Source organism: Streptomyces sp. NPDC059787, assembly GCF_042732315.1.
In the GTDB taxonomy this organism is placed as follows: Bacteria; Actinomycetota; Actinomycetes; order Streptomycetales; family Streptomycetaceae; genus Streptomyces; species Streptomyces atrovirens.
Genome location: NZ_JBHWHX010000017.1, coordinates 100,698 through 123,899 on the forward strand (window position 1 = coordinate 100,698; position 23,202 = coordinate 123,899).

The following is a 23,202-nucleotide window of genomic DNA, read 5'->3' on the forward strand; positions in this document are numbered from 1 at the left end:
ATCTGCGGCGCCGACCCTCTGGCATATGCCAGAGGGATGACCCGGGCTGCCGACCTCGGGTGTCGCCCCGCTCGCGGCCCGTGGCTACAGCACCGCGCTGAGGAACTCCCGTGTCCGGTCGTGCTCCGGCTCGCTGAAGATCTTCTCCGGCGCGCCCGCCTCGATGATCCGGCCCTGGTCGAACATCAGCACCTGGTCGGAGATGTCCCGGGCGAAGTTCATCTCGTGGGTCACGCAGAGCATGGTGATGTCGGTGGAGCGGGCGATGTCCCGCAGCACGTCCAGCACGCCCGCGACCAGCTCCGGGTCGAGCGCCGAGGTCACCTCGTCGAGCAGCAGCACCTGCGGCCGCATCGCCAGCGCCCGCGCGATCGCCACCCGCTGCTGCTGACCGCCGGACAGCTGCCCGGGGCGCTTGCCGAGGTGGTCGGTCAGCCCGACCATCTCCAGCAGCTCCCGCGCCCGCTCCTCGGCCGCGTCCTTGGACATGCCGAGCACGGTGACCGGGGCCTCGGTGATGTTCCGCAGCACCGTCATGTTCGGGAACAGGTTGAACTGCTGGAACACCATCCCGATCTTCTTGCGGATCTCGCGGACCTGCTTCTCCGGCGCCGGGAACAGCTGCTCCCCGTCGACGGTGATCGTGCCCTCGTCCGGCTTCAGCAGCGTCATCAGCAGCCGCAGGATCGTGGTCTTGCCCGAACCGGACGGACCGATCAGCGTGACGTGCTTGCCGGCGTCCACGGAGAAGTCCAGGTGGTCCAGGACCGTGTGGTTCCCGAACCGCTTGGTGACCTGCTCGAGCCGGATCAGCTCGCCGTTGCCCCTCGGGCTCTCGGGCTTCTTGTCGAACGGGGCGTGGGTGTCAGTGGACAAGGCGTCGCTCCAGGGCTCGCAGGGCAAGGGAGGCCAGGTAGGAGATGACGATGAAGGCGAAGCCGATCACCGTCAGGGGCTCGGTGAACTGGAAGTTCTGCTGCGAGAACAGCCGCGCCTCACCGAGCATCTCCAGCACGGTGATGGCCATCAGCAGTGGCGTGTCCTTCAGCATCGAGATGACGTAGTTGCCGAGCGCGGGCACCACCCTGCGCACGGCCTGCGGCAGGATCACCGCGGTCCACGTCCGGCGCAGCGGCAGGTTCAGCGCCGTCGCCGCCTCCCACTGGCCCACCGGCACGGCCTCGATGCCCGCGCGGTAGACCTGCATCGTGTACGTCGAGTAGTGCAGCCCGATGGCGAAGACACCGGTGGTCAGCGCCGAGAAGGTGACCCCCCACTCGGGCAGCACGTAGAACAGGAAGAACAGCTGCACCAGCAGCGGGGTGTTGCGGACGAACTCCGTCACCGCCCCGACCGGCCAGGTCACCCAGCGCGTCGGCACCCGCATCAGCAGCGCCCACACCAGGCCCAGCGCGAACGAGATCAGCGAACCGAGGGCCAGGATCTGCAGGGTGACCAGCAGACCGTCCCAGAAGTGCGGCATGAAGTCGGAGACCGCGCTCCAGTCCCACTCCATCAGACGGCACCTCCCACGTTGGTCGTCTCGGGCCGCTTCAGCTCCACGTCCGGTTCACGGACCGCGGCCTTGCCGACCCCCGCCTTCAGCTTCTTCTCCAGACCGCGCATCAGGCGGGTCAGCAGGAAGGCGATCACGAAGTAGATCAGCAGGACGTACGTGTAGATCTCCGCGCTCTCCTGCAGTGCCAGGCGCACCAGGTTGGCGCTGAACGCCAGGTCGCCCATGCCCATGACCGACACCAGGGCGGTGCCCTTGAGCAGCTCGATCAGCAGGTTGGAGAACGGCGGGATCATCTCCGGCACCGCCTGCGGCAGCAGGATCAGCTTCATCCGCTGCCAGGGCGTGAAGCTGAGCGCGATACCGCCCTCACGCTGGGCCGGGTCGACCGCGGCGAGGGCGCCGCGCACGATCTCCGAGCCGTACGCCCCGTAGGTCAGACCGAGTGCCAGCGTGCCCGCCCACAGCGGCACCAGCTGCCAGCCGAAGGCCGGGGGCAGCACGAAGAACACCCAGAAGATCATCACAAGGGCCGAGGTCCCGCGGAACACCTCGGTGTAGAAACCGGCGAGGAAGCGGACGATCCACAGCCGGTGGGTGCGCGCGACGCCCACGACGAAGGAGACCGCCGTCGCCAGCAGCGCGCTGAGCACGAGCAGTTGGACGGTGACCCAGACACCCTCGAGTACGCGTTCCCAGAGTCCCGGTGTCATCCGCCGCAGAGCTCCTTCGCGGTCATGTCCGTCATCTCGTCCTCGGTGAAACCGAAGGGCTTGAGGATCCGGAGGAGCTCGCCGCTGTCCTTCAGCTTGCGCAGTTCGGCGTTGAAGGCGTCCCGCAGGCCGGTCTCGTTCGGCCGGAAGGCGAAGCCGCCGCCGTCGACGTGCGGCTTCCCGCCGACGATCGGCTTGAAGGCCTCCGTCACCTCGGCCTTGCTGGACTTCTTCACCACTTCGCGGGTGGTGAGGGCGGTTCCGGCGAAGACGTCGGCACGTCCGGCCTCGACGGCGTTCAGGCCGGCGACCTGATCGGGGACGATCAGGATGTCGCTCTCCGCGTACCCGGCCTCGACGGCGTACGCGATCTCCGCGTACCCGGTGCCGGTGGCGAACTTCGCCTTCTTCTCGACGACGTCCTGGTAGTCGTGCAGGCCCTTCGGGTTGCCCTTGCGCACGATGAACGAGTCGAGCATCTGGTAGTCGGGGTCGGAGAAGATGACCTGCTGACAGCGGTCCGGGTTGATGTACATCCCGGCGGCCACGACGTCGAACTGCTGCGAGTTCAGCCCGGGTATGAGCGAGCCGAACTCGGTGGGCACGGGCTGCACCCGCTCCACGCCGAGCCGTTGGAAGACGACCCTGGCCAGCTCCGGTGCCTCGCCGGTCAGATCACCGTTCCTGTCGATGTAACCGAACGGGATCTCGCCGGCTATGCCCAGACGGACGACGCCCGCGGCCTTGAGCCGGCCGAGCAGGTCACCGCCGCCCGTGGCCGCCGCCGTGGGCACGCGGGAACAGCCCGCGGCACCCAGCGCGCCGAGCGCCGCGACCCCCGCGAGCAGCGACCGACGTGAGGGCCCGGAGGCTTCTCGGAATCGTCTCAGTGGTTGTAGTGGTGGAGCCATGGCGGCGCGGCTACCCGAAGCGATGCGAATTATTCCGGCCGGTTTCGGCCCCGTTCGACGGTCGGGCGGTCTTGACCGGCGCGGGACGATGGGGGACATGGCAGACCGATATCTCGAGATCTCCCTGGTCAAGCGTGACATCAGCTGCACGGCCCGACTGCTCGACGACCGGGCGCCGATCACCTGCGAAGCCGTCTGGAAATCTCTCCCGTTGTCCGGCGACGTCTACCACGCCAAGTACGCGCGCAACGAGATCTACGCCCTCTTCCCGCCCTTCGCGGACGCGGAACCGCCCCTGGAGAACCCGACGGTCACCCCCATTCCGGGCGACCTGTGCTGTTTCTCCTTCGCGGGCGCCGAGTTGGGCACGAAGTCCTACGGCTACGACCGCGAGGTCCGCCCCGGTACGACGGTCGTGGACCTGGCCCTGTTCTACGAACGCAACAACCTCCTCCTCAACGGCGACGTGGGCTGGGTCCCCGGCACCGTCTGGGGCCAGGTGGTGGAGGGCCTGGACACCATGGCCACCGCCTGCAACGACCTGTGGCGCACGGGCGCGGCGGGGGAGACCCTCAGCTTCCGCAGAGCGCCGTAACTGCGGGCACTCGCACCGCCGCAACTGCGGGCAGTCGTGCCTCCCCCAGTGCCTTAAGGGCCTGGGAGGTACCCCCAGGGCGGCACGGGTGGGCGCGACGGCACCCGTAAGCGCCGGGCAGCGCGACCCACCTCCGCCCAGCCCCCACACAGGGCACTACTCGGCCGACGCCCCCGCCCCGTACAGCGCGTGCGCACCCCGCAGCACCAGATCGTCCCGGTGCCGGGCGGCCACCAGCTGCAGCCCGATGGGCAGCCCGTCCCCGTCCACCCCCACCGGCACGGTCGCCGCGGGCTGCTGAGTCATGTTGAACGGGTACGTGAACGGCGTCCACCCCGTCCACCGCCGATGCCCGGACCCCTTCGGCACCTCCGCCCCCGCCTCGAACGCCGTGACCGGCACGGTCGGGGTGACCAGCAGGTCGTAGCGGTCGTGGAAGCGGCCCATCCGCCGGCCCAGGCCCATCCGGACGTCCACCGCGGCCAGATACTCCAGCGCCGAGTACCGGGAACCGGTGCCGCGGATCTCCCGCAGCCCCGGATCGAGTCGTTCCCGCTGCTCCCGCGTGAGGTGCTGGGTCACCCGCGCCGCACCGGCGAACCACAGGGTGTGGAAGGCCTCCACCGGGTCGGTGAGATCGGGGTCGGTCTCCTCGACGTACGCGCCGAGCCCGGCCAGCCGCTCCACCGCCCGCCGCACCGCCGCCGCGACCTCGGGCCGCACCCGCACCTGCCCGCCCAGCGACGGCGAGTACGCCACCCGCAGCCCGCGCACCCCGCCCGCGAGCCCCTCCGAGAACGAGCCGGACGCCGGCCCGAGCGCCGACCAGTCACGGGAGTCCGGACCGCCGATCACATCCATCAGCAGCGCCGCGTCCGCCGCGTCCCGGGTCATCGGACCGACGTGCGCCAGCGTGCCGAACGCGCTCGCCGGATACAGCGGCACCCTCCCGTACGTGGGCTTCAGCCCGAAGATCCCGCAGAACGCGGCCGGGATCCGGACACTGCCCCCGCCGTCCGTGCCCAGTGCGAGGGGCCCCGCGCCCAGCGCCACGGCCGCCGCCGCGCCCCCACTGGACCCGCCCGCCGTGCGCGTCGGATCGTGCGGGTTGCGCGTGACACCGCTCAGCGGCGAGTCCGTCACGCCCTTCCAGCCGAACTCGGGGGTCGTCGTCTTGCCCAGGAACACCGCGCCGTGCTCCCGCAGCCGGGCCACCGAGGGCGCGTCCTCGTCCCAGCGGCCCGCCGCCGGGTCGATGGTCAGCGAGCCCTTCAGGGTCGGGGCGCCGTGCAGCAGCAGGATGTCCTTCACCGTGACCGGCACCCCGTCCAGCAGCCCGCACGGCTCACCGCGCCGCCACCGCTCCTCCGACGCCCGTGCCTGCTCCAGCGCCTCCTCGGCGAACAGCCGGACGAACGCGTTCACCTCCGGCTGGATCTCCTCGGCCCGCTCCAGCGCCGCCCGGACCGCCTCCACCGGGCTGAACTCACCCCCGCGGTAACCGTCGAGGAGTCGTACGGCGGTCAGCTCGGTGAGCTCGGACATCCGGCCTCCTGGATACGTCAGTGACCCGGTACATACCCGCGCTGCTTGTCGACCACGTTCTCCAGCGGCCGGCCCGCCGCCCACAGCTCGAACAACTCCACGAACTGTTCGCCGAGTTCGTCCCGCCAGCCGACCGTGTCCCCGCTCATGTGCGGCGACACGATCAGCCCCGGGAGCCGCCACAGGGGGCTGTCCGGGGGGAGCGGCTCGGTCTCGAAGACGTCCAGCGCGGCGCCCGCGATCCAGCGCCGCCGCACCGCCTCGGCCAGGGCGTCCTCCACGACGAGCTGTCCCCGGCCGACGTTGACGAAGTGTGCGGACGGCTGCATCACGCCGAAGCGGCGGGCGTCGAACATGCCGCGCGTCGACTCCGTCAGCGGCGCCGCGGCGATCACCCAGTCCGCGCGGGCCAGCAGCCGGTCGAGATCGTCCGGGCCGTGCACACCGGCCCGCGCGGTGCGCCCGACCAGGGCCGCTTCGACGCCGAGCGCGGTGAGCGTGCCGGCGATCGCCCGGCCGATGGGTCCGGAGCCGACCACGACGGCACGGGTCCCGGCGACCGGGCGGGACTCCCGGTGCCGCCAGGTCCGCTCCCGCTGGAGGTCCAGCGTCCGCGGCAGGTCCTTGGCGAAGGCGAGGACGAGCGCGGCGACGTACTCGGCGATCGGCCGGTCGAAGACGCCGCGCGCGTTGGTGACCACGGTGTCGGAGGCGGCGAGTTCCGGACAGAGCAGATGGTCCACGCCCGCGCTCGCCGTGTGCACCCAGCGCGGCCGGGGCCCCTCGCCCGGCCACGCCTCGCGCACCGCGTGCGAGGTGAAGTCCCACACCAGCAGCACGTCCGCGGACGGCAGACGCTCGGCGAGCGTCGAGGCGTCCGCGTGCTCCACCCGCACCCGGCCGGTGAGCCTGCCGAGGCGGGGGAGCGGGTCGGCGTCGAGCACGAGCAGCGTGGGGGTGGTCATGAGCCGCCGTTTCTCCGGGCTGGCCGGGGTTCTCGGGAGGTGGTGCCGATGTTCTCGGGAGGGTGGTGCGGAGTGTCCGGGAGCCGGGCGGCCGGGTCCTCGGGAAGGAAATGGCCGGAGTCCGGGATGCGTGGATTGACCACGCTCGCACCCCAACCTACCTTCGTCAACACGGGCGTTCCCGCGATCCGTTGTGTGCTCGTCTCCCAGCGTGAGGCCGGTGCTGACATGGACGTCTCCTTTCTCGGCGGCCCCGGCCCGCAACGCGGTGTCGGTGTCGTCGCCCCCTTCGACTTCGCGCTGGACCGCGAGCTGTGGCGCTGGGTGCCGGACGAGGTGTCCCTGCACCTCACCCGCACGCCGTACGTGCCGGTCGAGGTGAGCCTCGACCTGGCCCGGCTGATCAGCGAGCACGAGACGCTCGGCGACGCGGTGCGCACCCTCACCGCGGTCGCGCCCGAGGTCGTCGCCTACGCCTGTACGTCGGGCAGCTTCGTCGGCGGGATCGTCGGTGAGCGCGCGATGTGCGAGGCGATGAGCAGGGCCGGCGCGGTCCCGGCCGTCACCACCTCCGGCGCGCTCCTGGAAGCCCTGGTGGAACTGGACGTACGCCGGGTCGCCCTGGTCACGCCGTACACCGTGTCGGTCACCCGGGTGCTGGAGAGCTATGTCGCGCGGGCCGGCGTCACGGTCACCGGGTGCGCGTACATGGGTCTGACCCGGCAGATCTGGAAGGTCACCTACCGCGAGGTGGCGGACATGGCGCGGCGGGCCGCGGTGCGCGGCCGGCTCGGCGCGGCGGACGCGCTGTTCCTCTCCTGCACCAATCTGCCGACCTACGACGTCATCCCGCAGCTCGAAGCCGAACTGCGCATACCGGTCATCTCGGCCAACCAGGTGACCATGTGGGCGGCGTTGCGCCGATTGGGTACCCGGGCGGTGGGACCGTATCAGGCGCTGATCGACGCGTCGGCACGCTCCGGGACCGTACTGCCGGGCCAGGCGTCCGGCTCCGTACTTCCGGATGTGCCGGACGTGCCGGGCGTGCCGGAAGAGAAGCAGCAGGAAGGCTGGACATGACCGCACTGGGATTCCTCTACCCGGGCCACTCCGCAGAGGACGACTATCCGCGTATCGAGCAGTTGCTGGGCAGCGACATCCGGGTGGACCTGGTGCACACCGACATCGGTGAGGACGCGCACCGGGTGGACGCGCTGTTGCAGATGGGCGCGCCCGAGCGGCTGGCGGCGGGCCTGCAGCAGTTGCGCCTCTCGGGCGCCGAGGCGGTGGTGTGGGCCTGCACCAGCGGCAGTTTCGTGCACGGCTGGGAGGGCGCCCACGAGCAGGTGCGGGGCCTCGCCCGGGCGGCGGGCATGCCGGCGTCGTCGACGTCGTTCGCCTTCACGCACGCGGCGCGGGAGGTCGGGGCGCGGCGGGTCGCCGTCGGTGCGACCTACCCGGACGACGTGGCCGTGCTCTTCGCCGAGTTCCTGCGGGCCGGCGGAGTGGAGGTGACCGGGGTGCGCAGCTCCGGGATCGTCACGGCGACGGAGGTCGGCACCTGGGGCGAGGAGGAGCTGTTCGCCCTGGCCCGCGCGGCCGACACCCCGGACGCGGACGCGCTGCTGCTGCCGGACACGGCCCTGCACACGGTGGCGCACATCCCCGCCCTGGAGAAGGAGCTGGGCAAGCCGGTCCTGACCGCCAACCAGGTCACGGTCTGGGAGGCCCTGAGGCTGGCGGACCGCAGGGTGAACGCCCCGGAACTGGGCGCGTTGTTCACCCGGGAGCCGATCGTCCAGGTCTGACCGTTCGTCCCGCACACGCGAGAACCCCGGTCCCGCTTCCGCGGGCCGGGGTTCCGGTCGAGCGCCGGGCAGGCCTTGCACCTGCATCTCCCCACAGGAAGTGGGGCGTCTTTCCTTGGACCACCAACGCATGTCCGCTTTCCGGGGGCGACCCCCTCAGCGAGCAAGATGATCGTATCGCATGATCGCCGGGCGCGCACATCGCCGGATGCCGGAGAAGGGGAGGGAATAACCGGGGACCGTCTCCTGTTAGGTCGCGCAGCGAACGTCACACCCCACAGGAGGCACCCCACCATGGCCGCAGACGCCGCAGAGGAGATCCGGGGCACCGCCCACGGCACCGCACCCGTCCCGCTCTCCGTGCTGGACCTGGTGACCGTCGGCGCGGGCCGGACCGCCACCGACGCCCTGCGGACCAGCGTGGACATCGTCCGCCTCGCCGAGTCCCGCGGCTTCCACCGCTACTGGGTCGCCGAGCACCACTCCATGCCCGGGGTGGCCTCCTCCTCGCCCGCCGTGATCCTGGCGCACCTCGCCGCGCACACCGGGCGCATCCGCCTGGGCTCCGGCGGGGTGATGCTGCCCAACCACGCGCCGCTGGTCATCGCCGAGCAGTTCGGCACCCTGGAGGCCATGGCGCCGGGCCGCGTCGACCTCGGTCTCGGCCGCGCCCCCGGCACCGACGGCGCCACCGCGGCGGCCCTGCGCCGCTCCGACCGGCTGAACGAGGGCGCCGACGACTTCCCCCAGCAGCTCGCCGAGCTCACCCGCTTCCTCGACGACGACTTCCCCGACGGCCACCCCTACCGCCGCATCCACGCCGTCCCCGGCCCGGTCCAGGCGACGTCACCCGGTGGCGTGCAGTCCCCGCACCGCCCGCCGATCTGGCTGCTCGGCTCCTCCGGCTTCAGCGCCCGGCTGGCCGGCATGCTCGGCCTGCCCTTCGCCTTCGCCCACCACTTCTCGGCCCAGAACACCGTCCCCGCCCTGGACCTCTACCGCGAGACCTTCCGCCCCAGCGAGGTCCTCGACGAGCCCTACGCCCTCATCGGTGTCTCCGCGCTCGCCACGGACGACGAGAAGGAGGCCCGCCGCCAGGTGCTGGCCGCCGCGCTCAACATGGTCCGGCTGCGCACCGGCCGCCCCGGCCTGGTCCCCACCCCCCAGGAGGCGGAGGCGTACGACTTCAGCCCCATGGAGCGGGAGTTCGTCGACTCCTGGAACGCCAACGTCATCCACGGCACCCCCGACGAGGTCCGCACCGGCCTGGACGACCTGCAGAAGCGCACCGGCGCCGACGAGCTGATGCTCACCGCCAACGCCCACGGCGGCGACGTACGCCTGCGCTCCTACGAACTGATAGCCGACGCCTACGGATTGCCCACGCCCGCCTGAACCCCGGGCGTGCCCAGCAGCTCGGAGATGCGGTCCGGCGGCACCGGACGGGAGTACAGCCACCCCTGACCGGTGTCGCACCCGATCCGGCGCAGTCTCGTCGCCTGCGCCGACGTCTCCACGCACTCCGCGGTGACCGTCAGACCGAGCCGGTGGGCGAGCTGCACCATCGCCTCGACGATGACCTCGTCCGCCGGGTTCGGCGGGGCGGCGGCGCGCTCCTCGTACTGGAAGCCCCGTACGAAGGAGCCGTCCAGCTTCAGCACCGACACCGGCAGCCGGCTGAGATAGGCCAGGTTCGAGTAGCCGGTGCCGAAGTCGTCGATGGCGATGCGTACGCCCATGTCGCTGAGCGCCTTCAGGGCCTGGATCGGCCGGCCGGACGACCCCATCACCGCCGACTCGGTCAGCTCCAGTTGCAGCAGCTCCGGCGCGAGGCCCGTCTCCTTCAGGGTGTCGGCGACGTCCGCCACCAAGTCGGAGTCCCACACCTGCCGGACCGCCACGTTCACGCTGACGAAGATCGGCGGCTCGTCCGGGTGCTCCACCTGCCAGTCGCGGGCCTGCCGGCAGGCGGTGCGCAGCACCCAGCGGCCGAGCGGCACGATCGAGCCGTCCTCCTCCGCCAGTGAGATGAACCGATTCGGCGTCAATGTGCCGAACCGCGGATGGTGCCAGCGGATCAGCGCCTCCACGCCGTGCACCCGGTCGTCCTCCATGCCCACCAGCGGCTGGTACTCCAGCGCGAACTCACCCCGGTCGATGGCCGGGCGCAGCGTGGAGGCGAGGGCCTGGCGGGTCACGCGGGAGGCGTTGCGCTCCGGGTCGAACAGCGTCCAGCGGGCCTTGCCGTCGGCCTTCGCCCAGTACAGCGTCGTATCGGCGGCCTGCATCAGCGCGGTGGGCGTGGTCCCGGCGGCATGCCGCTCGACCACCCCGATCGACGCCGACACCGACAGCCTGCGCCCGGAGAGGTCGAAGGGCGCCTGGATCGCGTCGAGCAGCGACTCGGCGAGGTCGGCGAGCTGCTCGGTGCCGGTGGAGTCCTCGACCAGCAGCGCGAACTCGTCCCCGCCGAGCCGGGCGACCAGCGGGGTGCCGGTCCTGGCGGCGTCCTTCGCGCATTGTCTGAGCCGCTCGGCGACGGCGGCGAGGAGTTGGTCGCCGACGCGGTGGCCCAGGGTGTCGTTGATCGCCTTGAACCCGTCCAGGTCGAGGTAGCACAGTCCGATCCGGCCGGTGCCGCCCTCCTCGTACGACTCCGTCTCCAGCGCGGCCGTCAGCCGTTCGAAGAACAGGGTGCGGTTGGGCAGCCGGGTCACCGGGTCGTGCATCCGCAGGTGGCGCAGCTGCGCCTGGAGCTCGTGGTGGTCGCCGATGTCGGCGACCGACAGCAGCACGCCCCCGTCGTCGGCGGGCAGCGGGGAGACCGTCACCCGCACCCACAGCGCGTGCCCCTCCGGGTGCTTCAGCCGACGGGTGCAGCGCAGCCTGGAGCGCCGTCCGCGCAGCAGCTCCCGGTAGGCGTGCCAGGTGCGGGCGTCGGAGGCCAGGTCCACCAGATCGGCGGCGACGGCACCGGGCAGGCTCTCCGGATCGCGGCCGAGCAGGGTGGCGAGGGCCGCGTTGGCACCGGTCACCATGCCTTCGCGGTCGACCACGGCCATGGCGAGCGGCGCGGCCGTGAAGACGGAGCGGTACGACGGGGACGGCGGAGGTGACGGGGGTGGGGATTCCGTACGCGGAGACGTGGTGATCTCACTCTCTGTGACCGTCGGCCGGTTGAGTTCCGCCGCGGGCGCCGGCCCTTCGGACGTTCCGCTCACCGCTCGCTCCCGCAGTGCACTCGATCGCTGTCCGTGCAGAAAGTCTCAGAGTCTCAGGAAAGTGTGCCGATCATAAGGGCCCACGCCGGGGCCTTCCAGTCACTGTCCGGTCTCCGGAGCGGATCCGCATCCCTGTCCGACCGTTTCTGCTCGTCGGTGGACGGCTTCTGCTCCCCTTCGACCAGTTGTGACGTTCCGTGAGTGTGCGGGGTGCCGGTCCCGCTCGGATACCCGCGTTTCTCACTCGTCCGGTGCAGCCGAACAGGGCGTAGTACGACAAATAAGCACAATCTGGGTGCGGTGTCCCGTGAACCGTCTCCCGGAGGTCCCCGTGCCGCGTCAGCTCATCCCGAGAGGACTCGGCCGTGAGGCTCTCCGGCGGCGACTGGGACGACTCGGCCGATCGGGTGCATCGGGTGTACCGGGCGCCCCGGGCGTACGCCCCCGGCTGCGCAGCACCGCCGCGATGTGCACCACCATGTCGGCACTCGCGGCGACCTCGATGGTGAGCGTCCCCTCCGTCGCCGAGCCCTTCTCCGCGGCGCCCTGCGCCCTCACCCGCACCACCGCCCACCACTCCGAGGGCCTGGACACCTGGAACGCCGCCTACCCCCGCCCCGCGCGGAGCCTGGACGCGGTGATGGTCTTCCTCTCCTTCCCCGACTCCCACCCCCTGACCACGCCCGCCGAACTCGCCGCCGACCACTTCCCCGCCACCGGCCACTTCTTCGAGCGGGCCTCCTACGGCAGGTTCACCCTGCGCCCGCACCCCCTGCGGCAGTGGTTCCGCATGCCGCGCCCCTCCACGGAGTACGCCATACAGCGCGACTGGACCGTCGCCCACCGGGCCGCCTACCTGCGGGACGCGCTCGCCGCGACCGACCGGCACGTCGACTTCTCGCGCTACGACATCGTGTACTTCGTCGCCGACCCGGACGCGCCGGGCGTGGACTCCGACGCCACGAAGGTCGTCAACCTGGACCGTCCGCTGCGCGCCGACGGCACCGACATCCGCCGGGTCGTCACCGTGTTCGAGAACCACCCCCCGGACCGGCTCGTCCTCGCCCACGAGACCGGCCACGTCTTCGACCTGCCCGACCTCTACCACCGGCCCGTGGACGGCAAGGGCGACTGGGACACCCACGTCGGCGACTGGGACCTCATGGGCAGCCAGTTCGCCCTGGCACCCGACCTGTTCGGCTGGCACAAGTGGAAGCTGGGCTGGCTGGAGCCCCGGCAGGTGCGGTGCGTGCAGGACGCGGGACCGGTACGGCTGACGCTGGAGCCGCTCGGGGCGGGACCGGGGACGCCGGTGACGGGTGCCGCCGGGGCGCCGTCCTTCGGTCTCGGCCGGGGCACCAAGCTCGCGGTGGTGCGCACCGGCCCCGACAGCGCGCTCGCCTTCGAGGCCCGGGGGCCGGTCGGCAACGACACGAGGGCCTGCCGGCAGGGGGTGCTGGTGTACAGGGTGAGCAGCGACACCCGGTCCGGGCGCGGCCCCGTCGAGGTCGTCGACGCCCACCCGCACACCGAGGCGTGCTGGGAGGACTCGGTCTATCCGCCGCTCGCCGACGCCCCGGTCGCCCTCGGCGAGAGCTTCACGGTGCCGGGGACGACCGTACGGGTGGAGGTGGAGGGCCGTACGCCGTCGGGGGCGTGGACGGTGAGGATCACCACACGGTAGACGCGACGAAGGCCCCTCGCTTCCGCGAGAGGCCTTCACCGTGTCGTGCGCCGCCAGGGACTCGAACCCCGGACCCGCTGATTAAGAGTCAGCTGCTCTAACCAACTGAGCTAGCGGCGCCTGCTGACGTCGTAGACATTAGCACCCTGATCGGCGGGAGGAAAAATCGAAATCCGTACGGCCGCACGGGCCGCCCGTACGGCCGCCCACAGCAGCACCTCCGGGCCCGGCAGCCAGGGGTGACGGGTGTCCGGGGCGACGAGCCAGCGGGAGCCGGAACGGGGGGTGGGCGCGGGGACGGTCACCGCGTCGCCGGGGCCGTGGCACAGCAGGGGCGGGACACCGTCGGTCCGCGTGCCGTGGGCACCCCACTCCTCCCAATCCATGAGGGCCGGGAGCCGCTGCGCCGTACCCGGCGCGGCGAACAGCAGCATCCGTCCCCGGAACTCCGCGACCGGCCCCGACCCCGGACCCTCGTCCCACATCCGGTCCAGCATCCGCCGCCCGAAGATCGCGGGCACGCTCACCACGTCGAAGACCACACCACAGGGCAGCACGACCGGTGCCTCCGGCCGTTCCTCCCAGTGCGAGAGCGTGCTGCGCGGATACGCACCCGCCGAGGCGAGCCAGGCGGCACCGTCGGGGGTGACACCGCTGACGTCGGAGACGTTCCGTGTGCTGCTCATGACGGACAGGTCTACCGTGGGTGAGCGAACGCTTCCACAGGGTTGCGGAAAGCGGGGACGCGGGGGCGGGGGAGGGGGTATCTTGCCCGCCCGGCATATGCGTATGCGCGTATGCGCGGGCCCCGCGAGGCCGTACGAGCTGTACGAGCCGTACGCGCTATACGGGATCGGCGTACCCGGAGCCGCCGTTGCCGCCCTCGCCACCCCGCATCAGGTCCCGGCCGAACTCGACCATCTTCTTCGCGTAGTCCTCGGTCCACTCGGCCCGCTCGGCGATGTCCGCCGGCGTCAGCCGGTCGAAGCGGCGGGGGTCGGAGAGCTGGGCCGCCGCCACCGCCTGGAACTCCGTCGCCCGGTCCGCGGCGGCACGGAACGCGAGCGTCAGCTCGGTCGCCCGCTCCAGCAGCGCACGGGGATCCTCGATCGACTCCAGGTCGAAGAAGTGCTCGGGATCCGAGGCCGCCTCCGCGGGCTCGAACAGCAGGGGCGCGGGGCGTAGCCGCGGCTGCTCCCGGCGCGGCGCGTGCTCCGCCATGACACTTCTCCTTCGTACGTCGCGATCGACCCCCCGACGGGCGGGCCACCGTCCATTGTCCCGCGCCCCCGCAAGAGGGCCTGAGGGCTACGCCCTCGGGCACCGCGTGAATGGCTTCCCAGCCGTCCGGGGCATATGCATGGGCCGCTGTTTCTCGCCGGGAGCCTCGACGGCGCGGACGAGGACTTCGGCCCTGCGGTGGACGCCTGTGCGGTCGATGAGGAGCGCGTGGCGCCGGTGCGTCATACGGTCTGTTCGTCCGAGGCGAGCGACGGGATTCGCCAACAGCGTCCGACGTGACCGGGGGCTTCCTTGTCGCTTCGGCGGCGACACCGGTGAACCCCTGAGTAGGGTGCGGCGCGAGAAATCGGTGTTCACGAGATCACTCCAGAAGTTCCTCCGACTCGCTTGCGCAGGTGGACGGAGGCGCCTGCCGAGACGAGGGCGGCACCCGCCGACAGGCACACGAACACGGTGACCGACATCGAGACGTACTCCACGGTCGACCCGTCGGAGTACACACAGGCGTTTCGAAGGGGCCAGTACTGTTGCCTGATGGCCGTCAGGTCGGCTCCGGCGCCGTTCCGGCTCGTGCACAGTTCGGGGAAAGGTCCGCCCGTGGTGACGGAGAACCAGCCGTAGCAGTACACCGCCACCGCCGAGGAAGCCAGGATCAGGGCGGCGAGCGCGTAGACCCTGGGCACGGGCAGCGGCGGGTGGCTCAGCAGGACGAGGAGCGCCACGACGCCCGCCGCCGCGGTGGCCAGACCGGCGGCCAGCGACGCGCCCATCAGAAACATGTGAGACCCAACGCCGACGTCTCCGGGGTGGGCGGGCGCACGCCGTCGACCTGGCCGATCAGCACGGCGTGCGTGCGGGGCAGGGGGCTTGCGGTTCCGATGCCGTTCGAGGGCGGGAGTTCGGCGGCCTGTACTTCCGGGGCGCCGAAGCGGATCGCGGTGGGATCGGTGACCGCGCGAGACCAGCACTCTCGGATCATCGCGAACTTCTCCTCGAAGTCGGTATCCCGTTGGCCACTGCTGAAGGCGCCGGGCATGGTGAGTGACCGTCCATGGACCCGGTCGACACACGTCCCACCACTCGCCACTCCGGGTCCGGTGGCGTCGCTTCCCGATCCGGGCGATCTCGTCCCACCGGATCGTTCTGTGACCGGCGAAGGTACGGAACTCCGTCCCTCGGGGCGTGAGGAGTGTCCGCCCGTGTCCACGGTTGACCATGTAGAGGAACGCGATCAGCCGGAACACGACGACGCCGCCGACCCACCACCATCGGTCCGTGGCCTGTGCGGACAGTGCCGTCGCCACCGCTGCAGACGAGCGTCAGGAAACCGGTCCACCACCAGTTCCCACGCCGGGCGTGAGTATCGGGACCGATCCATGTGTCGGGCACAGCCGCGATGCTACAGACCCCAGGTGAGCCAGGATCAGGTTCGCCACCTCACCCGATGCTCCGTCAAGTGTGCCAGGACCGCGTGGTTGGCCTCCCAGCCGTCCGGGAACTTGACCAGCGTTCCCAACTGGACCGGTTCCGTGGACGGGTAGTCGTCCAGGAGGTCGGTCACTCCCTCGCGGCAGACCACGATGCAGGCGTGGCGGTGGCGGGATGCCAGGACGCACAGGCGGCCCGTCTCCAGGTGGAAGGCGGTGGCGTCGGGGCGGCCGGAGAGGGGGTGGAGTACGACCGTGACGTCGTACTCGCGGCCCTGGAGGCGGTTGGCCGTGTCCACGGTGACGTCCGGCACGCCGAGTTCCGTGAGGGCCGCCCGTACCGCTGCCGCCTGGTCGCGGTGGGCGGTGCCCACCGCGATGCGGTCGGCGGTCAGGGGAGTGGGGTCCGGGGAGCGTTCGGAGGTCGCCGCTCCGCCCCGGTCCAGGAGGCGGCGGACCACCAGCGCGACCACGTGGATCGCCTCCGGGTCCGTGCGCGGGGTGTGGCGGGCGGGGAGTTCCAGGAGGCCCCAGCCGGACTCCGCCGCCTCGTCGATCACCCGGTCCGGGGCCGAACCGTCCGGCGGGACGGAGAAGGTGAGCCTGCGGTCGCCGTGGCCCGTGCCGCTGCGGAACGGGGTGTACGGGTAGAACGCGTCGGAGACCAGGGGCGCCGCCGATGCCGGGAGGCGCCAGGAGACCGGCAGGCGGTGCTGCGGCAGTTCCGGGTTGTGGGCGAGGAGCGTGGTGACCGCCGACGCCGACGGGTCGTACGACAGGCCCGCCCACTGCTCGCCGCCCACGATGGAGAACGGGTCCAACTGGCCCGGATCACCGACGAACAGCGCCCGCTCGAACAGTCCCGCCACCGCGAGCAGCGCGTCCGAGCGCATCTGGTACGCCTCGTCGACGATCGCGTGCTCCCACGGTTCGACACCCTTGACGTGCGCCCACTTCGCCGCCGTGGAGATCACCACGGGCAGACCGGCGAGATCGGCCGCCTTCGCCGACTTGCGGACGTTGTCCAGCGCGTCGAGTGCCTTGTCGTAGGGGTCCGTGTCACTGCTGTGCAGCCGGCCCACCGGCAGGTCCGGGTTCTTCTCGGCGAGGCGGAGGACCAGGTCGTCGACCTGGGCGTTGGTCTGCGCCACCACCATCAGGGGGCGGCCCGCCTCCGCCAGTTCCAGGGCCGCCCGCACCACCAGCGTGGACTTGCCGGCGCCGGGCGGGGAGTCGACGACGACACCGCGCGCGGTGCCGCGCAGGGTGTCGCGGAGGATCGCGTCGGTGGCGCGGCCGGCCGCCGCGCCGGGGTCGAACACGGCCTGCCGGGCAGGGGCGGTCACAGCACGTCCTCCTCGGTCACCGGGTCGGCGGGCTCCGGTACGGCCGCCTCCTCACCGGGTGGTCCGCCATGGGTCCACGGCGTCTCCTCCGGATCGGGCAGCTTCGCCCCGCCGCGCGGTTCGTGCTCGAACAGCGTGAAGCACACGCGGTCGCCCTTCTTCGGGACCGAGCCCTCCTCCGGCTCCTTGCCCCGGCCCATCCTGTCCATGACGCGGAGGACCAACAGGCCGCCCTCCGGGCCGTCCTCGTAGCCGACGAACTCCGCCGTCTGCGGCTTTCCGCCCAGCGAGCGGTACGTCCGCACCCGCTCCCCGAGATGCGGGCGGTCGTCCGTGCGGACGGTGACCAGCGGACGCGGGCTCGGGCGCCTGCTCTCGCTGTACGCCATCACCACGTCGACCACCTCGCCCGCGAACGCCTCCCCGGACAGCCGCCGGGCCGCCATCACCAGCGGGTCGTCGAGCGCCTCCTGCGCCTCAAGGCGGGCCTGCTCCCGCTCGCGCGTGGCGAGCTTGTTCGCCGCGGTGACCGCGTCGTCGCGGCGCGGCTGCGGTGGTTCACCGGCCGCCACCCGGTCCCGGTGGCCGGTGAACGACCAGCGGTCGCGCGTCCACCGTTCCTCGACGCGCGCCCCCTCCGGGAGCTCCGCCAGCAGGTCGAGGCCCCGCCACACCGCGTCCCACGTGGGCCGCGTACGGCTCTCCACCAGCGCGCGGATCTCCCGCTCGGCCCCGGTCAGCGCGCCGAGGCGGTCGTCGGCCTCCAGACCGTCCTCCGCCGCCGCGAGCGCCGTACGGGCCCGGTCGTAGCGCTCGACGGCCGGAGCGAGCAGCTTGTTGTCGAACGCCGGGTCGGTCGCCGGGCCCGCGGGCGGACAGAGCAGTTGGCCGGCCGCGTCCCGCGCGAGCTCGGCCTCCCGCGCGGCCTCCGCCCCCGAGCGTCCCCCGGGCGGGTCGATCCAGGCGAGCAGCGCCCCCAGGTGCTGGTCCTCCAGGGAGGACTGCCCGGTCGCCCAGTGCCGGGCCAGTACGTCGCTCATGGCCAGCAGCAGCGAGGAACCGGGCACCCGGGCCCGCTCCCCGAAGTGCGTCAGCCACCGCCCGAGCAGCGGCACCCGGGGCGGCGCCGGGAACGGGGCCTCCGGGTCCTGCTCCGCCGTGCGCCGGAACCGCATGGACCGGCCGAGGAGCCGTACGAGGTCGATGCCGGCCCGGGACGGCACGATCAGCTGGGGCGCGTCCGCGCACAGCTCCACCTCGACCTTGACCCGCTTGCCGGTCTCCGGGTCGGTCTCGGCGCGCTCGGCGGCCTCCACGGCGTCCGCGAAACCGTCGACGTACGGCAGCACCACGTCGGCCAGTTCGGCCAGGAACGCGAAGCGAAGGTCACGGTCGCGCGGCTGCGGCACCACCAGCAGCCGCGGCGCGTCCCGGTCGGTGCCCACCAGCGCGCCGAGCGGGGCGCCCGCCTCACCGGCGGTGATGAGCGGTACGAGGACCAGGGGCCGTGTCGACAGGTGCCGGTGCCGGACGGTGGCGGCGGGCTGGGCGCGGCCGGTGCTGACGGCCTCCAGACGGGCGAGGGCGGCGATCAGGGACAAGGAGCCACCTCCAGGAGGGCCGCCGCCTCCAGCGCCTCCGCGCGCAGGGCCGCCGCCCTGCGCAGTGCCGCCACCGCCGGATCGTCGGGGTCACCGGCCTCCCCGCGGGCCGCCGCCAGCACGTCCCCGACCGTCGTCAGACCGCCCAGCTCCGCCCGTACCGGACGGCCCAGGCGGGTCACCGCGTCCTCCGCGCGGGAACGGTCCCGGCAGTGGAAGGCCAGCTCGCACGCGGACAGGCACTCCGGCGCGTAGGTCGCCGGGACCGCCTCCACGGCCTGCGTCAGCTGCTCGGCCGGCAGCCCCGGCGAGAAGCACGTGCCCTCGGGGAGCGTGTCGGCGATCTCCTCGATCCTGGTCAGCCGGTCCAGCTGACGGGCGGTCACCGCGCGCTGCTTGCGCACGTCCACGGCGGACGCGGTGGGCAGGTTGGAGAAGTCCTTCGGGCACACCAGCAGGATCCGGTGGCGTACGCGCGGGGCCGGATCCAGTCGCGCGGCCACCCGCTCCAGGGCCAGCACGTACACCGCCGCCTGGCGTGCCGCCGCGCCGACCTTCGCCGGGTCCGCGGCGCCGTCCAGCATCGGGAAGGACTTGATCTCCACGACCGTCCAGCTGCCGTCCGGGTGCACCACCACCGCGTCCGGCTCCAGGAAGGCGGGGGAGCCCGCGACCTCGAGCGCGAGCATCGGGTGGTCGAGCAGCGTCCACGCGCCGGGCGCCTCGCCGGCCTCGCGCAGCGCCAGCTCCGTACGGGCCGTGCGGCCCTGCGGGCCCTGGGCGGTCAGATCGGGCACGCGCGCGTCGGCGGGCGGTTCGGCCGCGCGGTCCAGCTTCTCGTGGGCGAGGCGCAGCAGTTCCGTACCGCCGTCCGCCTTGACCTTCGCCTCGAACGCGTTGCCCCGTACGAACGCGAACTGGGACTGGCCGAAGACCGACGGCGAGCCCAACGCGTCGGCCAGCACCGCCTTGTTCACCCCGGCGCCGTCGAGGATCGCGCGCCGTCTGCAGCCCGGGTTGGCGGCGAGGGCGGCCAGGGCGCGCGCGTCCAGCGCCTTGGCCGGGACCTCCGGGCCGCGCAGCTCAGCGAGCCGTCGCCGGAGCGCCTTCTCCCGCGTCCGAGGGGGAGGCACCCGGTTCGGTCCCTGTTCCGTACCGTGGCTCGGGGTGCCGCTGCCGTGGAAATCGCTCACCCGCGGAAGTCTGGCATCCGGCACTGACATTCGGGGAACCCGCGGCGGAGGAGTCCGCCGGGACCGCTGTGGTGCGGGACAGGAAGCGGGCCTTCACCCGGTCCGCGTACCGCGTCACGACCGGGGCCAGCAGCAGGCCGGCGCCCATGACGGCGGCGCCCGCGGCCGCGTCGAGGAAGTAGTGGTTCGCGGTGCCCATCACCACGATCGTGGTCACCAGCGGGTAGACGACGGCGGCCGTCTTCGTCAGGCGCGTGCGCCCGTACCGCCAGAGGATCACTCCGCACCACAGCGCCCAGCCCACGTGCAGGCTCGGCATCGCCGCGTACTGGTTGGTCATCCCGCCGAGCCCGCGCGGGGCGCTCGCCTCGCCGCCCCACCAGCCGTACGAGCTGTAGTGCGCCATCGTGTCGACGAAGCCGTGGCTCGCGTCGAGCAGCCGGGGCGGGCAGGTGGGCAGCAGGGTGAAGCCGATCAGGCCGATGAAGGTGGACGTCATCAGCCAGGTGCGGGCGGCGCGGTAGCGCACCGCGTGGGAGCGGAACAGCCAGATCAGGATCGCCGGGGTCACCAGGTAGTGCAGCGACGCGTACCAGAAGTCGGCGGGTATGCCGAGCCACGGCTCACGGGTGAAGAGACGGTTCAGCGGGTGCTCGGCGTTGAGGTACAGCGCCTTCTCGATGCGCAGGATCGCCAGGCCGTGGTCGACGGCGTCGGAGACGTCGCCGCGGACGACCAGCCGGCCCGCCGAGTAGCAGGCGTACACCAGGAGGATGAGCGGCAGCTCCGTCCACCAGCGCAGCCGGGTCGCCGGGGCAGCCTCGGTGCCCGGTGTCTCGGTGTGCGGCATCCGATCGCTCCCCCTTTGTTCTCGCGCGGTGCTCCGTTCAGCGGCCAGCCACTCTACGGTGTGCGCGCGTCCCCCGTGACATGCCCTCGGCTCTGAGAGACGCATGGATCGCCCCCCGGGTTGCCCGCGACCAGGGTGCGCGATGATGGGAGAGTTCCGCCTGCGAATTTTCACCCGGAAGGTCTCCCATGGCACCGCGCATCCTGCTGGCCCGGCACGGACAGACCGAGTGGTCGCTGTCCGGCAAGCACACCGGCAGGACCGATGTGCCGCTCCTGGAGGAGGGCCGGCGGGGTGCCAAGCTGCTCGGCGAGCGGCTGCAGCGGGCGCCGTACGGGGGGCTCCCCGGTGTCGAGGTGCGTACCAGTCCGCTGGTTCGTGCGCGGGAGACGTGTGAGCTGGCCGGGTTCGGTAACCGCGCGGAGAACTGGGACGCGCTCATGGAGTGGGACTACGGGGCGTACGAGGGGATGACGCCGGCGGAGATACAGGCGGTGCGGCCCGGGTGGCTGATCTGGCGGGACGGCGTCCCGGAGGGGGAGACCCTGGCCGAGGTGACGGCGCGTGCGGACGAGGTGGTGGCCTGGGCCCGGTCCGCCGACCGTGACGTGCTGGTCTTCGCGCACGGGCACATGCTTCGCACCATCGGTGCGCGTTGGCTCGATCTGCCGATCGGTTTCGCGGCCCGTATTCGGCTGAATCCGACTTCCCTGTCGGTGCTGGGCTGGGCGTACGGCGAGCCGGCGGTGGAGTCCTGGAACGAGACGGGGCATCTGGCGGCTGCGTGACGCCTGACGCCTGGGCTCTGGGTCCGTGAGCCGGTGCTCATGAGGCGCCCTGTGTGGGGGCCGGGCGGGGGTGGGTCGCGCTGCCCGGCGCCTGCGGGGTGCCGCCGCGCCCACCCGTGCCGCCCTGCGGCACGATTGCCCGCAGTTGGCGGGGGCGTGGGCGGTGTCTCAGCGGCACGATCGCCCGCAGTGATGCGCCGGTGGTCACACCGCGCGGGGGAGTGAGTCGTGGCGGTCCAGGAAGGCTGACACGCCCGATGCCCGGCGGTGGGGGAGCAGCACGCGGGACGTGCCTGCCAGCATGGTGCGGACCCGGGACGACTGGACCTCGGTCAGCAGGTCCAGTACCTGCATTCCGGCCTCCGCCGCCTCGTCCGGGCGGCCCCCGCGGGCCAGGTCGTCCGCCAGCTCCGCCGTGTACAACGCGATGTTCCGCGTGAAGTGCGGGTCCTGGAGCTCCGCCGCCCGCCGTGCGTGCCGGGCCGCGCGCGGCCAGTCGCCCAGCGTCGACCAGCACTGCGCCTCCAGGCCCTCCAGTTCGGCCTCCCCGTAGAAGCTCATCCACTCCGGGTCCGCCTCCGACGGCCCGCGCTCGAAGTACGCCCCCGCCCGGGCCAGCGCCTGCTCGCAGCCCGTGCGGTCGGTGAGCCCCGCCCAGCCGCCCGCCTCCCGCAGCGCCAGCAGCGACATCAGCCGCGGGGAGCCGAGCGGGTGCGCGGCCCGCTGCGCGGCCTGCGCCGCCCGTACCGCCTCCCGGGGCCGGCCCGCGTCCCGCGCGAGGAACGCCGTATTGCAGAAGGCGTGCGCCTCCACACCCGGATCCCCGGTCACCCGCGCGGTCGCCAGCGCCTCCGCGTAGTGCGAGCGCGCGTCGTCGAAGCGGCCGGAGTCGTGCGCCAGCCAGCCCACCGAGATGGCCAGCTCCCCGGCGCCCGAGTACAGCCGGTCCGCCGTCCGCTGCCGGATCGTCCCCGCGTCCAGCAGCGCGTAGGCGGCACGCAGGGGTGCCGCCGCGCGGCGGTACAGCCCGTCCGCCCCGTGCCGGTCGTCCAGCAGCCGGATGCGGCGGACGGCCTCCTCCAGGGCGCCCGCGTCGCTCGCCCCCGCGCGGCGCACGGCGCGCTGTGGCGCCGAGGCGTCGGAGGCGAACCCGTACGGGCTCAGCGAGGCGGAGGCCACTGTGGCGCCCCCGCCGGTCATGAATGCGCGACGCAGCACGTCGCTCTCCTCGTGGTCGTGCGTGTCGTACGTGTCGTACCGGTCCTGCGTCTCATACGGCTCGTACGCCCCGCTGTTCTCAGTCGTGGCGTTCGCCGGGTTCTCGGTGTGGGCCGGGGGTGCGTCCCCGGCGATCCGCGCTCCGCGCCCGCGCACCGACGAGCGGGGCGCGAAGCCCAGGTCGGTCAGCGTGCGGCCGGGGAACATGTGCAGGAACACCCGTTCGTAGGCGTAGTTGGGGCAGCGGATCTCGCCTGCCTCCACCCGGTGCACGTACCGCGCGTCACAGCTGACCCGCTCGCCGATCTCGCGGGCGGCCCGCCGGACCACCGCGGCGAACTCGGCCGGCGAGCGCGGTCCGCGCAGTTGCCGGAAGACGAGGTTCGGCCGCGGGGGCCGATGGGGCTGGGACGAGGGCACCGTTGACGACGCCATGGCCGGGTCCTCTCTGCGAACCGTCGAACCATGCCGGAATCGGGGCGGTTTATGCGTGTGCTGCCCTGTTTCCGGCGGGCTAGAACGTACCTGTTGTGACGGAGTCACTACGCGGAGTTTGGCAACAATCCGGATATGTCATCC

General features: G+C 72.3%; 21 protein-coding genes, 1 tRNA gene and 1 pseudogene. 6 read left to right on the plus strand and 17 right to left on the minus strand.

What is annotated here, in order from left to right:
- Positions 1-84: 84 nt before the first annotated feature.
- The 4 genes from ehuA to ehuB are packed head-to-tail and all read right to left on the minus strand — an operon-like array spanning position 85 to position 3,140.
- Positions 85-876, minus strand: a complete 792-nt coding sequence (ehuA, locus tag ACFV5H_RS18545; protein WP_385053678.1) for an ectoine/hydroxyectoine ABC transporter ATP-binding protein EhuA — start codon at positions 874-876, stop codon at positions 85-87.
- Positions 866-1,516 (minus strand): ectoine/hydroxyectoine ABC transporter permease subunit EhuD, encoded by a 651-nt coding sequence (gene ehuD, locus ACFV5H_RS18550; RefSeq protein ID WP_385053682.1) that lies wholly within the window; start codon positions 1,514-1,516, stop codon positions 866-868. The genes ehuA and ehuD overlap by 11 nt, the downstream gene beginning before the upstream one ends.
- Positions 1,516-2,229 (minus strand): ectoine/hydroxyectoine ABC transporter permease subunit EhuC, encoded by a 714-nt coding sequence (gene ehuC, locus ACFV5H_RS18555; protein ID WP_385053684.1) that lies wholly within the window; start codon positions 2,227-2,229, stop codon positions 1,516-1,518. The genes ehuD and ehuC overlap by 1 nt, the downstream gene beginning before the upstream one ends.
- Positions 2,226-3,140 (minus strand): ectoine/hydroxyectoine ABC transporter substrate-binding protein EhuB, encoded by a 915-nt coding sequence (ehuB, locus tag ACFV5H_RS18560; RefSeq protein ID WP_385195847.1) that lies wholly within the window; start codon positions 3,138-3,140, stop codon positions 2,226-2,228. The genes ehuC and ehuB overlap by 4 nt, the downstream gene beginning before the upstream one ends.
- A 97-nt stretch (positions 3,141-3,237) precedes the next feature.
- Here ehuB and ACFV5H_RS18565 point away from each other — a divergent pair, with 97 nt between their 5' ends.
- Positions 3,238-3,735, plus strand: coding sequence for a DUF3830 family protein (locus tag ACFV5H_RS18565; RefSeq protein ID WP_385053690.1), 498 nt, complete (start codon positions 3,238-3,240; stop codon positions 3,733-3,735).
- A gap of 156 nt (positions 3,736-3,891) precedes the next feature.
- On the opposite strand, the gene ACFV5H_RS18570 is transcribed toward ACFV5H_RS18565, so the two are convergent.
- Together ACFV5H_RS18570 and ACFV5H_RS18575 are read right to left on the minus strand one after the other, a co-directional pair.
- Entirely contained in the window at positions 3,892-5,280 is a 1,389-nt protein-coding gene (locus tag ACFV5H_RS18570; RefSeq protein WP_385195850.1) for an amidase, read from the minus strand.
- A 17-nt stretch (positions 5,281-5,297) separates the two neighbouring features.
- The gene (locus ACFV5H_RS18575; protein ID WP_385195853.1) at positions 5,298-6,245 is read right to left on the minus strand and encodes a D-2-hydroxyacid dehydrogenase; all 948 of its coding nucleotides are present in this window, start codon (positions 6,243-6,245) and stop codon (positions 5,298-5,300) included.
- A 228-nt stretch (positions 6,246-6,473) separates the two neighbouring features.
- Here ACFV5H_RS18575 and ACFV5H_RS18580 point away from each other — a divergent pair, with 228 nt between their 5' ends.
- The 3 genes from ACFV5H_RS18580 to ACFV5H_RS18590 all read left to right on the plus strand — a co-directional run bounded on the left by ACFV5H_RS18580 (position 6,474) and on the right by ACFV5H_RS18590 (position 9,448).
- Positions 6,474-7,325 (plus strand): aspartate/glutamate racemase family protein, encoded by an 852-nt coding sequence (locus ACFV5H_RS18580; protein WP_385053697.1) that lies wholly within the window; start codon positions 6,474-6,476, stop codon positions 7,323-7,325.
- Complete coding sequence (locus ACFV5H_RS18585) at positions 7,322-8,053, plus strand: aspartate/glutamate racemase family protein (RefSeq protein ID WP_385053700.1); 732 nt, start codon at positions 7,322-7,324, stop codon at positions 8,051-8,053. The genes ACFV5H_RS18580 and ACFV5H_RS18585 overlap by 4 nt, the downstream gene beginning before the upstream one ends.
- Before the next feature lie 294 nt (positions 8,054-8,347).
- On the plus strand, positions 8,348-9,448 hold the full coding sequence (locus ACFV5H_RS18590; RefSeq protein WP_385053702.1) for an LLM class flavin-dependent oxidoreductase: 1,101 nt from the start codon (positions 8,348-8,350) through the stop codon (positions 9,446-9,448).
- Here ACFV5H_RS18590 and ACFV5H_RS18595 read toward each other — a convergent pair.
- The gene (locus ACFV5H_RS18595) at positions 9,424-11,274 is read right to left on the minus strand and encodes a putative bifunctional diguanylate cyclase/phosphodiesterase (RefSeq protein ID WP_385195855.1); all 1,851 of its coding nucleotides are present in this window, start codon (positions 11,272-11,274) and stop codon (positions 9,424-9,426) included. The two genes, ACFV5H_RS18590 and ACFV5H_RS18595, sit on opposite strands and share 25 nt — an antisense overlap.
- 331 nt (positions 11,275-11,605) lie before the next feature.
- Here ACFV5H_RS18595 and ACFV5H_RS18600 point away from each other — a divergent pair, with 331 nt between their 5' ends.
- Positions 11,606-12,958, plus strand: a complete 1,353-nt coding sequence (locus ACFV5H_RS18600; RefSeq protein WP_385053707.1) for a M6 family metalloprotease domain-containing protein — start codon at positions 11,606-11,608, stop codon at positions 12,956-12,958.
- 46 nt (positions 12,959-13,004) lie between these two features.
- Here the strand turns inward: ACFV5H_RS18600 and ACFV5H_RS18605 are convergent.
- The 9 genes and pseudogenes from ACFV5H_RS18605 to ACFV5H_RS18645 form a co-directional block, all read right to left on the minus strand.
- Positions 13,005-13,078 (minus strand) — tRNA-Lys (locus ACFV5H_RS18605).
- Positions 13,069-13,644, minus strand: coding sequence for a bifunctional DNA primase/polymerase (locus ACFV5H_RS18610; RefSeq protein WP_385053710.1), 576 nt, complete (start codon positions 13,642-13,644; stop codon positions 13,069-13,071). The genes ACFV5H_RS18605 and ACFV5H_RS18610 overlap by 10 nt, the downstream gene beginning before the upstream one ends.
- A gap of 157 nt (positions 13,645-13,801) precedes the next feature.
- On the minus strand, positions 13,802-14,179 hold the full coding sequence (locus ACFV5H_RS18615) for a hypothetical protein (protein ID WP_385053712.1): 378 nt from the start codon (positions 14,177-14,179) through the stop codon (positions 13,802-13,804).
- 374 nt (positions 14,180-14,553) lie between these two features.
- Positions 14,554-14,970 carry a hypothetical protein gene (locus ACFV5H_RS18620; RefSeq protein ID WP_385053714.1) on the minus strand — a complete coding sequence of 139 codons (417 nt, stop codon included), beginning with the start codon at positions 14,968-14,970 and terminating at the stop codon, positions 14,554-14,556.
- A 20-nt stretch (positions 14,971-14,990) separates the two neighbouring features.
- Positions 14,991-15,155, minus strand: a pseudogene (locus ACFV5H_RS18625) (esterase); the annotation flags it as partial.
- Positions 15,156-15,623: 468 nt separating this feature from the next.
- Positions 15,624-16,973, minus strand: a complete 1,350-nt coding sequence (locus ACFV5H_RS18630) for an AAA domain-containing protein (protein ID WP_385195857.1) — start codon at positions 16,971-16,973, stop codon at positions 15,624-15,626.
- Positions 16,970-18,574, minus strand: coding sequence for a hypothetical protein (locus ACFV5H_RS18635; protein WP_385195859.1), 1,605 nt, complete (start codon positions 18,572-18,574; stop codon positions 16,970-16,972). The genes ACFV5H_RS18630 and ACFV5H_RS18635 overlap by 4 nt, the downstream gene beginning before the upstream one ends.
- Positions 18,565-19,707, minus strand: a complete 1,143-nt coding sequence (locus tag ACFV5H_RS18640; protein WP_385195861.1) for a hypothetical protein — start codon at positions 19,705-19,707, stop codon at positions 18,565-18,567. The genes ACFV5H_RS18635 and ACFV5H_RS18640 overlap by 10 nt, the downstream gene beginning before the upstream one ends.
- Positions 19,658-20,617 carry a phosphatase PAP2 family protein gene (locus tag ACFV5H_RS18645; protein ID WP_385195864.1) on the minus strand — a complete coding sequence of 320 codons (960 nt, stop codon included), beginning with the start codon at positions 20,615-20,617 and terminating at the stop codon, positions 19,658-19,660. The genes ACFV5H_RS18640 and ACFV5H_RS18645 overlap by 50 nt, the downstream gene beginning before the upstream one ends.
- Positions 20,618-20,805: 188 nt before the next feature.
- On the opposite strand from ACFV5H_RS18645, the gene ACFV5H_RS18650 reads away from it, so the two are divergent.
- A complete protein-coding gene (locus tag ACFV5H_RS18650; protein WP_385195867.1) occupies positions 20,806-21,405 on the plus strand; it encodes a histidine phosphatase family protein in 600 nt (199 codons plus the stop codon).
- A 204-nt stretch (positions 21,406-21,609) separates the two neighbouring features.
- Here ACFV5H_RS18650 and ACFV5H_RS18655 read toward each other — a convergent pair whose 3' ends face one another.
- Positions 21,610-23,058, minus strand: a complete 1,449-nt coding sequence (locus ACFV5H_RS18655; RefSeq protein WP_385053727.1) for a hypothetical protein — start codon at positions 23,056-23,058, stop codon at positions 21,610-21,612.
- Between the last annotated feature and the right edge of the window lie 144 nt (positions 23,059-23,202).